Genomic DNA, 13,168 nt, shown 5'->3' on the forward strand with positions numbered 1-13,168 from the left:
TTGTCCGACATCCTCAAGGCACGTCCGAACGCATTCGCGAACGAACGCGCGATCCTCCTCCAGAAATACGTCCAGCACGGATTGACCGATCAGTTCAGCACAAGCATAGCCGAGTTGTGTGGCGCCGAATGTATTCACGTTGAGGACAGTGCCGGCTTCATCGACCATGAAGTACATGGCCGGATTGTGCTCGAAGATGGCGCGCCACCGTTTTTCGCGATCCTCCAAATCGGCCGCACTCCGCTGAAGCTTGGCCGCAACCACACGCGCAGCCTCTCTTTCCTGGCGGAGCTTTCCGATCAGGTGCGCTCCCACAATCGAGGCAATAAAGAATGCAACAACCACCGGCAGATCTTGGGGGTCATCGATTCGTAGGCTGAATGCCGGCGGCGCAAAGTAGTAAGCGAGAGCAGCGATGGCTACGATGCAAAGCGCGGACGACGCGATGAAGCTGCCCATCACAGAAAGCAGCAAGACCACTAACAAATAGGCGAACGCCGTCGCGGCGAAATGCGCGTGAAGGTACAAGCATGCCAGTGTTACCACGGCGAGCGTAATGCTGCCGAAGGTAAACTGAAGGGCAGAACGTTCTAAACTGCTGATTTGGCTACGCATTCTGATACCGTCCGGCCTGTTCTCCGGCGGGGGAGCTATAACATTTTAGGCAAAAATAGGGCGATACTCGGCACCAGCACCCGCTGGCGAGCGCTTCCGAGATCGATTGCTTGGTGCTGAACTGAGCACGCGCGGCGAAAAAATGCATCACAGACCTACGTATAGTTGTCCTAAACCTTTCAATATGGCGTGCTGACACGAGGGCAATCGAAGCTCAGATGTCTGCTTTCTTCCGCTGGCGATTACTCCGGTTTCTTCCGCTGGCGATTACTCCGGGCAGGCGCTCGAGGCTGCTGCCGAGGACAACGCCCTTACGCCAGCCGCACGAGGACAGCGGCTGCAGTTCAGTCAAGACATTGAGCCGGAACAATCAGGCGCGCCTCGCCGAACCGGAAACAAAGACAAGCTGCCGGACCACTCATCTCGCCGGTACGATCGGTCACGCGGAAGAAAGCGCAATGGTCATGTGCCGAGATACGAAGGCGATGTTGCGCGACTGCTTTGTATGCCCTAGGGCCATCGCGCCTAAGTGCGAAGGACTTGTCTCCGAGTCGTTGGCCGGAAACGAGCGCGCGCAGCGACGCCGAACCGGCACTAGCCGTGTGCGAGCCGCCACGGCTCTGTCGAGGCGCCATCTTATCCGTGCTGATCACACCCATCACGATCTGAGGCGGCAGCGCGGACCGTAACAAGGGATGACGAGTTGCGTCAGCAAGACCGCTACCACGTCGTTGGTCGGACGAGGCAAACGCAGTGACCGCGCACATGGGCAATTGTGGGCGGACCAACACCTAGGTCCGTCCGGCTAAACACGTTCTGTCGCAGTCCTGTTATCTGGCCCGGCAAAATGTTGCAGAAGCGTTCAGATGGCCAGGAGCGAGGCGGCGAAAGACGCGCTTGAAAATGACTGTTAAAAAAACTCCTACTCTTTTGCTAGGCTAGCATGTTTTTGAGGGCGGCTGCCGGGGGGCGACGCGGGGCAAGGGTTGCCCACCGGAGATCGCGCGAGAAAGTTCCGGCTCCTGTCAAGTCGGCTGTGTCGATTCGAACCACGAGAAATGTGGCTGCGCTTGCATTCGATGCGTCTTCGAACGGCGGCGGTTAACATCCGGGGCCTATCTCATCGTGTCGATAGTGTTGGAAACAGTGGGCTGGTTGAGCCGAGCCTGCAGCGTCGCGTGCTCGAGCTCGTCCTCCCACCAGGATACGAACACGGCGGCGATGCCATTGCCGGTGATGTTAGTAAGGGCGCGCACCTCGCTCATGAACTTGTCGATCGAAAACACGATTGCCATGCCCGGCACCAGCGCTGGGTTGACCACCGATAACGTCGCAGCGAGCGTGATGAAGCCCGCGCCGGTGACGCCGCTTGCTCCCTTCGACGTTAGCATTGCCACGAGCAGGATCGTGAGCTGCTGGCCAAAGGTGAGATCGACCCCGAGTGCCTGGGCAATGAACAATGTCGCAAGTGTCATATAGATATTGGTGCCGTCGAGGTTGAAGGAGTAGCCAGTTGGCACCACCAGGCCGACCACGGGCTTGGAGCAGCCCAGCCGCTCGAGCTTCTCCATTAATTGCGGCAGCGCGCTTTCAGAGGACGAAGTGCCGAGCACGACCAGGATCTCGTCCTTGATATAAACAATGAACTTGAAGATTGAAAAGCCGACAAGGCGCGCGATCAAACCGAGCACCACCACGACAAATAACGCCGCCGTCGCGTAAAACAGCGCGATCAGACCGATCAAATTGCCGAGTGCTGCCGGCCCGAACTTGCCGATAGTGAAGGCCATGGCGCCGAAAGCGCCGATCGGGGCCGCTTTCATGATAATAGCGATTACGCCGAACACCGCGTGCGCGACGTCGTCAATCATGCCTCGCAGCCGCTCCCCACGGTTTCCCAACGCCATCAGCGAAAAGCCGAATAGGACCGCGAACAGGAGAACCTGCAGAACATCGCCGCGGGCGAAGGCGCCGACCACGCTATCGGGAATGATGTTAAGAAAGAAATCGATGGTCTTCGAGGCTTCCGCCTGCTTGACGTAACTGGCGACCGCCGCAGCATCCGGCTTGACAGCAAGGCCATGGCCGATTTGGACCAGATTGCCCATAAGAAGGCCCAACAGCAAAGCAAAGCTGGAGACGATCTCGAAATAGATCAGCGCCTTGACGCCGACGCGCCCGACTTTCTTCGCATCCTGAATATGCGCAATACCAGATGTGACGGTGCAGAAAATAATCGGCGCGATCACCATCTTGATGAGCTTGATAAACCCGTCACCGAGCGCCTTGACCCAGTCGCTGGTCGCGACAGAAGGCCATAGGCAACCGACCATGGCGCCAATCAAGATCGCGATCAGCACCTGCACGTAGAGAATCTTATACCAAGCTTGCGACGCGCGCGCGGGCGCCGCAGTTGCCATGGTGGTCATGACGCTTCCTTCCCGAATATACTCGAATGTGAGCCGCCGCGTCGTTGAGAGACGACAGCGTCATACGAGACTCATCATTTTAGCCGTGTCCGATTGAAGGACGGTTCCGAGAGCCGGCGCGTCGTTCCAAAGGCAGGCGTTCAGTTGCGTTATCCTTTCTCGTTAAGCAAGATATGCACCAGATGCCCAAAGTGCGCCCGATTAGGCAGTCTCGGACAATCCGTCTGTCTCCGGGCGGCATCGGTTTGAGTGCTCGGACCGCGTTCGCAAGGTCGAACAAAAAGTTGCAGCGAGACGCGTAACTTGATCGCTGGGCGCATTAGCGGAGTCCCGTCTCGGGATGGAGGCCCGAGCGTGATCGATATGCGCCGACTGCTGAGATGGATGCAACAGTAGGTGACATTGGTAAAATTGATAGTTTGGATTGTACTCATCCACGCGATGGAAGCCTGGTTTAGGAGCTCGATTGCGCGGCAATAATCTTGAATCGATGCACTGCGTTGTCGCTAGCGGCAAAGCTCGTTCGTGCACGGGGCATTTGTCGCCAGGCCTGTGCTAACGATACGCATTAGGCAGGTTGGTCGAGAGGCGGCCTTCGCTCTCGGCTCCTCGCGCCTTTTGCCGCGTCGCAGAAGCAGCGTTACGATGATTGCTCAGCTAGATTTTGTTGCTGCCAAAGGGCAGGGTTCCTACGATCCGTTCCATTGCCGGCGCGGCGAGTGCGGCGTTTGAGTCGCCGACAAACCAAATAGGCATCTCTCGCGGCGTCAAATTCTGCCGTTTCGTTGCGCGGCTGTCGCTGTCTGCTCGGCAACAAAGATGCCAGAAATCTGACACAGCGTTAGGTCCACGCCACAGTGACATCGACGTCTATGCGAATTTCTCTCACGTTGAGCATAGAGCGCCACAGTTCGTGCGCGGCACAGGAATTGCTGATGACGAACGAGGAGGTGCCGCCGTCAGATGGATGCAAGCGGCCCTGTCACAGGAGTTGCCGATGAGACTTGCGATGCTGCTCTTGCTCGCAGAAACGACGCGCGAGAATGTGGCGGCCGCCACGAAGTGCGGCGCGACTAAAGGTCGATCCGCGCCACATACCTGGACGAGTCGGACGTGCAGCCGATCACTGGGCCCGTAAGGCGACCTGCTTTCACTTCTAGGCTGACGCACATGGATGTCTTTTCGGCAGAGATCTCGCAATCCGTTGCGCTCACGATTGAGCTCGCCAGCGTGACGACCGTGATCCTCCTCGTGATTGGTGTGCCCCTCGCTTGGTGGCTAGCGCGCTCAAAGACTCTTTTGAGCGAGGCGGTGGCGACGATGATCGCCCTGCCGCTAGTGTTACCGCCGGCGGCTCTCGGTTTTTGCGTACTCGTGTTGCTCGGCCCCAACGGGCCGGGTGGCGTTCTCGCCTCTTTGTGGGGCGAGCGCACGCTCGCTTTTACCTTCGCAGGAATCGTGATCGGATCGGTCCTATCGGCGCTGCCGTTGGTGGTGCAGCCGATCCGTAACGCCTTTGTTGCAATAGGCGATCGCCCGTTGAAAACTACGGGGCGCGTTTCGTCGTTGTATGCCTTCATTACCATCAGCGGGCCGCTGGCGCGATTGGAGTTTGTCAAAGCCGCCGTGGTTGGCTTTTCTCATACGATCGGCACATTCGGCGTCGTGATGATGATCGGCGGCAACATTCCTGGGCGCACCAAGGTGTTGTCAGCCTACGTCGTAGACTACGTCCAAGCATCGCGCTGGCGCGAGGCGAGTGTGGTTGCCGGCGGTATGGTGATGTTCGCCTTTGCGGCAATCTTCACCCTAGCCCTCATCGACAGACACTGTGCCAGGAGAGGCACCGAACCGTCTTAGGCTTGCCGGCCGGACATATCCGATCACGACCGAGCAGCAGTATTGCAAGCCGGATCCATCCATTCTTGCGAGGCTACAATGAACAAGCTTGTTATGGCCGCGGCGGTTGCTGGAATCGGCTTCAATTCAGTGCACTCCTCGCCTCTGCCCGAAGCGACGGCCGATGACGTCGGCGTTTCTCAGCAGCGCCTCACCAAGCTAGACGAGTTCTTCGCTCGCGAAATCGCGAGTAAACGCGTGCCGGGTGCGGTGGTTGCAATCGCCAGAGACGGCAAGCTGATTCACTACAAGGCGTACGGGCAACTCGATCCTGCAAAAGGAAAGTCGATGCGGCTCGACGCGATGTTCGCGCTTGCGTCTATGACCAAGCCGATGGTGGCCGTTGCGGGGCTTATCCTCATGGAGCAAGGTCGCCTGCCTCTACAGGCCAAGCTTACGGATTACTACCCGGAATTCGCAAACATGAAGGTGGGAGTGCCACAGCATGACGGCTCATTGGAATTTCAAACGCAGAGTTCTCCGATCTACATTCACGATCTATATCGCCACACATCCGGGCTCACCTATGGCGCGCCCCCCGACAGCTCAGACCAAGTGGCGCGTCTCTATCCCGATTTCGCCGCTCCGCCACTAAGGGGCGATAAGCAGGCGTTCATCGAAGCCATTACCAAGCTGCCGCTGGCGCACCAACCGGGGACGGAATTCGAATACGGCTTCTCGACCGATGTGCTGGGAGCTGTCGTGGAACAGGTCAGCGAACAGCGATTGGGCGACTATCTTGCCAGCAACCTGTGGAAGCCCATCGAAATGCAGGATGCCACTTTCCATTTGTCGGAATCACAACGCGAGCGCCTCGCGCATCCATTTCCAGACGACCCGCTGACAGGAAAGCCACAAGGCATCGAACTCCTCGAAAGTCCGACGAAGTTTGACTGCGGGGGAGCCTGCGCATTTGCGACAGTCGGTGACTACGTGCGCTTTGGACAAATGCTGCTCAACGGCGGGGAGCTCGATGGGCAGCGCATTCTCGGTCCGAAGACGGTGCGCCACATGATCTCCGACCACCTCGGGCCAGAGATCAAAAATAAGGTCGCCAATGTGGAGGCGCACCGTGCCGGCTTCGGCTTCGGGCTCGGAGTGGCTGTACGCATAAACGAGGGTTTCTCGGCGGTTCCGGGCAATCCTGGTGAGTTCACCTGGACCGGCGCCTACGGGACACAATTTTTCTGCGACCCAAAGGAGCGTCTCGTCGTGGTGGTCGGAACGGCGGCGCCCGGAGAAATCCGGAAGTATTACCGCGAACAAGTCCAATATATCGTCTATGCTGCAATAATCCAATAATCCGCTTTCCGTCGAAAGTCTCGTCAACCGTTTTGGGTGGTAGGCAGACAGTGTTGCTAGTACGCATCGATGTCGACTGAAAGTCGGCGCCGTCACCTGCTATCCGCGTTGGCCGGATCGCGCCAGTGCTTCAACAACGAGATCGCCTCCGCTATCGCGAAGAAGCTCTTGCAAGCGGGTTTGGTGTCGCGATGCGCCAAGACGATCGCGCATTGCTATCGATCGGCTCGCGCGATGAACGCTCCTGTGATAGCTCTGCACGTCTAGGCTCACGCCCACGATCCTGTAGCGATGCCATGCGGCGAGCCGCTTTGAATCAAAGGCGGTCGGATCGATCAGACCTAAAAAGAAGGCAGTGTGGCATCCCGGCTCACATTGCGGCTTCTCTTCGTCGCTCGACAGCCGCTTTGGTACGGGCTGCTTGCGCAGTTGCGACTATGAGCGGCTTTAACGCTCCATTTGGTCAGCAATCGGCAAGTCTGATTAAGACTGGAGGGCAGTCCGGCGCCCGTCAACTGCACCAATTCTATTCAACAATCGGCATGACGCGTCAGTGTCGCGCTCGTGCAAGAGCAAGCATGACGTAGTCGCCGTGCAGTAGTGAACCATCGTTCTGCTCTGTTGAAGTGCTCACATCGACGTCCAAAACCGGACACCATTAGCATGACAGATCAATGGCGCAGCTCGTGGCTCGCTGGCTGGTTTCGACAGTCCGCAAATCCCCAAGCGGTGGCTTGGTATTTATCAAGTGTTTCGCTTCGGTGGCTTGTTTCTTGCTGAACGTCAGTAATTCGTTACGGCCGACGACAACTCACATGGAAGGCTTCATGGGTGGTGCAACGGAAACGTTCTACAGCGTGATCAGACGTCAGGGTATGACGCGTCGTAGTTTCCACAAATTCTGCAGTTTGACTGCCGCGAGCTTGGGACTTGGTCCACTCGCCGCAAGCAGTATTGCCAACGCCCTGGAGACCAAACCGCGTGTGCCCGTCATCTGGCTGCACGGGCTCGAGTGTACCTGCTGCTCGGAAAGCTTTATCCGCTCGGCCCATCCCTTGATCAAGGACGCGCTGCTGTCGATGATTTCGCTCGACTATGACGATACGATCATGGCGGCAGCGGGACACCAGGCCGAAGCCATCCTGGAGGAAACTCGTGCCAAGTATAAAGGCAGGTATGTGCTCGCCGTCGAAGGCAATCCGCCGCTGAACGAGGGGGGTATGTTCTGCATTGACGGCGGCAAGCCGTTCGTTGAAAAGCTCAGGTCCATGGCGGAAGAGTCCATGGCGATCATCGCTTGGGGCACGTGTGCGTCATGGGGATGCGTGCAAGCGGCCAAGCCCAATCCGACTGGCGCGGCGCCGATCGATAAGGTGATCACCAACAAGCCGATCATCAAGGTGCCCGGGTGCCCGCCTATCGCAGAGGTCATGAGTGGCCTCGTGACTTTCATCACCACGTTCGGAAAGCTTCCGGAGCTCGATCGCCAAGGGCGTCCAAGTATGTTCTATTCCGAGCGCATTCACGACAAGTGCTATCGGCGTTCCCATTTCGACGCTGGCCAATTCGTCGAAGAGTGGGACGATAAGTACGCACGCAAGGGCTATTGCCTGTACAAAATGGGCTGCAAGGGGCCAACCACCTACAATGCCTGTTCGGCCCTTCGGTGGAACGGCGGCGTTTCATTTCCGATTCAATCCGGCCACGGCTGCTTCGGCTGCTCCGAAGACGGCTTCTGGGATAAGGGGTCATTTTACGACCGACTTACAACCATCAAGCAGTTCGGCATCGAGGAGAACGCCGACCAGATCGGCATGGCCGCTGCCGGCGTAGTTGGGCTAACCGTCGCTGCCCATGCGGCGGTCACCGCCGTGAAGCGGTTGACCCACAAGCCGGATCGCTCAGCCCACAAAAGCAAACCGAGTTGAGGAGGGGCGACGGTGGCCGTCCAGACACCGAATGGGTTCAATCTCGATCGTTCAGGCAGGCGAATCGTCATCGATCCGCTGACGCGGATCGAAGGCCACCTGCGTGTCGAAGCCAATCTCGATTCCGACAATGTGATCCGCAATGCGGTCTCAAGCGGGACGATGTGGCGTGGCATCGAAGTCATCCTGCGCGGGCGCGATCCGCGCGACGCCTGGGCGTTCACCGAGCGGATTTGCGGGGTCTGCACCGGCACCCATGCGCTCACCTCCGTGCGCGCGGTTGAAAATGCACTAGGAATTGCGATTCCGGAGAATGCCAATTCGATCCGCAACATCATGCAGCTGTGCCTGCTCGTGCATGATCACCTCGTACATTTCTATCACCTGCACGCGCTGGATTGGGTCGACGTGGTCTCCGCGCTCAAGGCCGATCCCAAGTCGACCTCCGCGCTCGCGCAGTCTATCTCGCCCTGGCCCCTGTCGTCCCCTGGCTATTTTAAGGATTTGCAGATACGGCTCACCAAATTCTTCGGATCAGGGCAACTCGGTCCGTTCAAGAATGGCTATTGGGGGCATCCGGCCTACAAGCTGCCACCGGAAGCGAACCTGATGGCTGTAGCGCATTATCTGGAAGCGCTGGACTTCCAGAAGGAGATCGTCAAGATCCAAGCTATCTATGGTGGCAAGAACCCGCATCCGAACTGGCTGGTCGGCGGCGTGCCCTGCGCGATCAACATCGACGGAACTGGTGCGGTGGGTGCGATCAATATGGAGCGACTGAACATCGTCTCCTCGATCATCGACCGTTCGATCGAGTTTGTCGAGCAGGTCTACCTGCCCGACATTGTCGCGATCTGCTCGTTCTATAAGGACTGGCTCCATGGCGGCGGACTTTCGAGCAAGAGCGTCATGTCCTATGGCGACATCCCCGAAAACGCAAATGACTGTTCCGCCAAAAGCTTCAAGCTGCCGCGCGGGGTCATTCTTGGTGGCAATCTCAGGGAGATACTGCCGATCGACCATGGTGATCCCGAGCAGATCCAGGAATTCGTCTCGCATGCATGGTATAAATACCCCAGCGATTGCTGTGGACTGCATCCCTGGGACGGTATCACCGAGCCGCGTTTCGAACTTGGGCCAAAACTCAAAGGCAGCAAGACAGATATCAAGGAACTCGACGAAGGCGGCAAGTATTCCTGGATCAAAGCGCCGCGCTGGCGCGGCCACGCCGTGGAGGTCGGGCCGTTGGCGCGATACATCATCGGTTATGCGCAAGGCAAAGCCGAGTTCAAGGAGCCGACCGAGAGACTGCTCAAGGGGCTCAATCTTCCCCTGACTGCGCTGTTCTCGACGCTTGGCCGTACTGCGGCGCGGGCGCTCGAATGCCAGTGGGCGGCGCGTCAGATGCGTTATTTCCAGGATAAGCTGGTAATCCACATCAAGGCAGGCAATACGGCAACTGCCGATGTCAGCAGGTGGAAGCCGGAAAGCTGGCACAAGGAGGCCAAGGGCTACGGGTTCAGTGAGGCCCCGCGCGGTGCGCTTGGGCACTGGATCAAGATCAAGGGCGCCAAGATCGACAATTATCAATGTGTCGTGCCGACGACGTGGAACGGATCTCCTCGCGATCCCAAGGGCAATATTGGCGCTTTTGAAGCCTCGCTGATCGGTACCCCGATGGCCGATCCGCAGCGGCCCCTGGAGATCTTGCGCACGATCCATTCCTTTGATCCGTGCTTGGCTTGCTCGACCCACGTGATGAGTCCCGACGGCCAGGAGATGGCTTCAGTCAATGTTCGTTAACGACATGCTGGACAGAGCTCGGAAGCTCCTTGCCGCCGTCGATGCGGAACCGACTGAACGGAGCATCGGCGCTGGCATCGCCTACGCGCCGGTGCGACTGTGGCATTGGGTTAATGCGGCGGCCATTCTGATGCTGAGTTTAACCGGCTATGTCATTGGAACCGGGACACCGGCGATGTCGGGAGAGGCAAGCGGCAATTTCCTGTTCGGCTATATCCGCTTTGCTCATTTCTCGGCGGGATATGTGCTCAGTATCGGCTTTCTTCTGCGGATCTACTGGGCGTTAATTGGAAACGCGCATGCCATGCAGATCTTTTGGGTGCCGCTTTGGCGCAGGTGCTTTTGGCGCGAAGTGTACCACGAGATTCGCTGGTATGCGTTCCTTACAGTTGAGCCCGAGAGGCGCGTCGGGCACAACCGTCTTGCTCAGCTCGCAATGTTCTTCATGTTTACGCAGACGATCACGTTCATGGTCGTCACAGGCTTTGCACTTTATGGGCAAGGTGCCGGTACTGACAGCTGGCAGCACAAGCTATTCGGCCGGGTATTTTCAATTTGGCCGAACAGTCAGGACGTCCATACCTGGCATCATCTCGGCCTGTGGGTGATCGTGACTTTTGCGCTGGTCCACATCTACGCGGTGGTCCGGGAAGACTCATGTCGCGCCGGAGCATCTCTTCTATGATATCGGGTGAGCGCGGGTTTCGCGATTGACTGGGAAACGGATGCTGAATCCGGAAAACAAGAAAAGGATCCTGGTGCTCGGCATCGGCAATATCCTGTGGGCCGATGAGGGATTCGGCGTGCGGGTGGTCGAGGAGTTTCATCGCCGCTACGCCATCGATGACAACGTAACCGTCCTCGATGGCGGCACACAGGGGCTCTACCTCGTCAGTTTTCTTGAGCAGGCCGATTGCCTGATCGTGTTCGATGCCATCGACTATGGATTGCTGCCCGGGCAGTTGAAGCTTGTGCGAGATGACGAAGTGCCAAAATTTACCGCCGCCAAGAAGGTGAGCCTGCATCAGACCGGCTTTCAGGAGGTCTTGAGTGCGGCCGACCTGCTTGGCCGCCGTCCGCGAGAGCTCGCTCTCATCGGCTGTCAGCCGCTGGACCTGGAGCATTGGGGCGGTCCGCTGACCGCCCCGGTACGCTTTCAGATTGCGCCTGCGATTGAACTGGCTTGCAAACTCCTGGCGCAGTGGGACTCGCCGGCAAAACCGCGGACCGCGCCGCTGCCTGCATCAGAACGGCTGTTGGCGAATAATATCGACCATGCAAATTATGAGATGAGGGCGCAGCCGATCTAGCGGCCCGCGACTGACCATGTGCCTTGGCTTGCCAATGACGATTGTCGAGACCGACGGCATCACGGCGCTGTGCAAGTATGGCAATGAACAGCGGCGCGTCTCGGTCATGCTGCTCTCCGACGCCTCGGTCGGTGCCAAGGTGCTCGTTCATATCGACAGCGCGGTGCGGCTTTTGGACGAAAATGAAGCAAGGCTGATCTCGGAAGCACTTGACGGGCTTGAGGCCAGCCTCAACGGCCAGGACTGCGATCGCTTCTTTGCGGACTTGATCGGTCATGAGCCGCAATTGCCGGAGCACCTACGCTAGCAGTTCCGCTCGCGGGTTGCGCCGACCAGGCTTGCTCACAAATCGAATTCCAGCCGCACGTAACCTTTGCATGGAAAATGTCAGGCGCTTCGAGCCGTTGGTTCGAGCAGAAGTCGCGGCCAGACGGTGATTGGCATGCGCCTTGCTATTACCCTGCCAGCAGAACCGAACATTATCAGAAAGGCGTGTGATGAAGCTGCAGCCGGCGCAGCATCGTCTGGCGCGGCCCGCTCCGTCCGACGTGGAGAGCGTCGGCGTCGATGCGCGCCTGGTCGCGCACGCTCCCGTGAGGGCGGCCGTGATGCCGCAGTCGGCAGCCGATCCCCTATATTTGCTCCGGATCATCCAGCCCGCGTTCTTCCGACCTGAAATGGTCAAGGCGTTTCGGCGGCGCATGCAAGGTGCAGTGCCTGCACGCGGCGTAGGTGGCGAACTGGTTGAGTGGCTCGGCCTGCCTGGCCCGTCGACGCCGATCCTGTGCCATCGGCACGATAAACTCCGCCTGATCGGCAAGAGACCGGTTCGTTTGGTCACCATCAATCGCATCTCGGTACCGATGGTTCGGCCACATGCCGGCAGCGCTTGTGTTGGCAAGTGCATTGCCTCTCGATACAGCCAACGGAACATCGCATCATGAAAACAGCGATCCGCGTTGTGTCCGACGCCGCCGACCGGGCGGCGAGTGATCTTGCCACGGGCTCTGGAAGTCTCGATGTATTCCATAGCGGGTTGACGAGTGCGCTCGCCAAGCGCGCCTGGCGCGATGGCGACGAGCTTGCAAGGAACTATCCGAATGCCACCGCGCTGTTATCGAATGCCGCTGCTGCCGTTGGCAGCCAGAGAAGCGGCGCTCGGACGCAGCTGTACGGACTCGCGAATCTCAGCGATCCCGAGCGAAAGCTGATTGGCGAAGTGCTCGGAGAAGGTGAGGTCGGCGGAGTGGTTGCGCTGCCAGATGGTTCTTTGGCGCAAATCCGGGAGTCCGTGCTTGCGGGAATCTGGCGCGTGCGCATCGGGAGCGATCCGGCGCACGAATATCTTGAGGTCGGGGCGATTCCGCAGATTGTACGGAGCGCCGCAACTGACCTGACGTCCGCCGATATTGTGATCGGCGCGGCGCCGGACGGCGCGATGAACGTGCAACCAGTGCTCGCCGAAATACGCGAGCGGGCGCGCGTCTGGCGCTTTGGCATGCGCGCGCATGTCATCAATCTCACCTTGCTTCCGATGAGCGTTATCGACCTGGCATTCCTGCAGCAAAGCGTGGGCAATGGCCCGGTCCAACTCATCTTCCGCGGCTACGGCACGTGCCGAGTGCAGGCGACCGGGATCAGGAACGTCTGGTCGGTGCAGTTCTTCAATTCTACGGACAATATCATCCTTGATACGCTGGAGGTCGGCAGCGTGCCGATTTTTGCGTTGGCTGCCGACGAGGATTTTCAGGACTCTGCCGAGCGCATGCAGGAAATTATTAAAGTGTACTTCACATGAAGAGCTTGGAGAACACCTGGCGTCCGGTGGGATCCCGTAGACCGCGCGTGCGCAGCGACCGCCGGCATACCTTGCAGGGGATGG

10 protein-coding genes and 1 pseudogene are annotated in these 13,168 nt (G+C 58.5%); 9 read left to right on the plus strand and 2 right to left on the minus strand.

From position 1 onward, the window contains the following. A partial coding sequence (locus MTR72_RS21255; protein WP_341510895.1) for a PAS domain S-box protein occupies window positions 1-615 on the minus strand: 615 nt, incomplete at its 3' end. A gap of 1,115 nt (window positions 616-1,730) precedes the next feature. Then, a complete protein-coding gene (gene dctA, locus MTR72_RS21260; protein WP_341510896.1) occupies window positions 1,731-3,044 on the minus strand; it encodes a C4-dicarboxylate transporter DctA in 1,314 nt (437 codons plus the stop codon). A gap of 1,170 nt (window positions 3,045-4,214) precedes the next feature. Between dctA and MTR72_RS21265 the strand changes: the two genes are divergently transcribed. The 9 genes and pseudogenes from MTR72_RS21265 to MTR72_RS21305 all read left to right on the plus strand — a co-directional run bounded on the left by MTR72_RS21265 (window position 4,215) and on the right by MTR72_RS21305 (window position 13,084). Then, a complete protein-coding gene (locus MTR72_RS21265; RefSeq protein ID WP_280968620.1) occupies window positions 4,215-4,904 on the plus strand; it encodes a molybdate ABC transporter permease subunit in 690 nt (229 codons plus the stop codon). A gap of 78 nt (window positions 4,905-4,982) precedes the next feature. Then, window positions 4,983-6,245 (plus strand): serine hydrolase domain-containing protein, encoded by a 1,263-nt coding sequence (locus MTR72_RS21270; protein ID WP_341510897.1) that lies wholly within the window; start codon window positions 4,983-4,985, stop codon window positions 6,243-6,245. Window positions 6,246-7,072: 827 nt separating this feature from the next. Next, window positions 7,073-8,173 (plus strand): hydrogenase small subunit, encoded by a 1,101-nt coding sequence (locus tag MTR72_RS21275; protein WP_341511015.1) that lies wholly within the window; start codon window positions 7,073-7,075, stop codon window positions 8,171-8,173. Between the two features lie 12 nt (window positions 8,174-8,185). Continuing rightward, window positions 8,186-9,976, plus strand: coding sequence for a nickel-dependent hydrogenase large subunit (locus MTR72_RS21280; protein WP_341510898.1), 1,791 nt, complete (start codon window positions 8,186-8,188; stop codon window positions 9,974-9,976). 4 nt (window positions 9,977-9,980) lie between these two features. Then, window positions 9,981-10,690 (plus strand): annotated as a pseudogene (gene cybH, locus MTR72_RS21285) (Ni/Fe-hydrogenase, b-type cytochrome subunit). An 11-nt stretch (window positions 10,691-10,701) separates the two neighbouring features. Further along, the gene (locus MTR72_RS21290; protein ID WP_341510899.1) at window positions 10,702-11,286 is read left to right on the plus strand and encodes a HyaD/HybD family hydrogenase maturation endopeptidase; all 585 of its coding nucleotides are present in this window, start codon (window positions 10,702-10,704) and stop codon (window positions 11,284-11,286) included. Between the two features lie 16 nt (window positions 11,287-11,302). Further along, window positions 11,303-11,593, plus strand: coding sequence for a HypC/HybG/HupF family hydrogenase formation chaperone (locus MTR72_RS21295; RefSeq protein ID WP_341510900.1), 291 nt, complete (start codon window positions 11,303-11,305; stop codon window positions 11,591-11,593). A 190-nt stretch (window positions 11,594-11,783) separates the two neighbouring features. Further along, on the plus strand, window positions 11,784-12,230 hold the full coding sequence (locus tag MTR72_RS21300) for a hypothetical protein (RefSeq protein ID WP_280968625.1): 447 nt from the start codon (window positions 11,784-11,786) through the stop codon (window positions 12,228-12,230). Continuing rightward, window positions 12,227-13,084 carry a hydrogenase expression/formation protein gene (locus tag MTR72_RS21305; protein ID WP_341510901.1) on the plus strand — a complete coding sequence of 286 codons (858 nt, stop codon included), beginning with the start codon at window positions 12,227-12,229 and terminating at the stop codon, window positions 13,082-13,084. The genes MTR72_RS21300 and MTR72_RS21305 overlap by 4 nt, the downstream gene beginning before the upstream one ends. Window positions 13,085-13,168: the final 84 nt, after the last annotated feature.

Origin of the sequence: Bradyrhizobium sp. ISRA442 (genome assembly GCF_038085055.1) — a bacterium.
Lineage (GTDB): Bacteria > Pseudomonadota > Alphaproteobacteria > Rhizobiales > Xanthobacteraceae > Bradyrhizobium.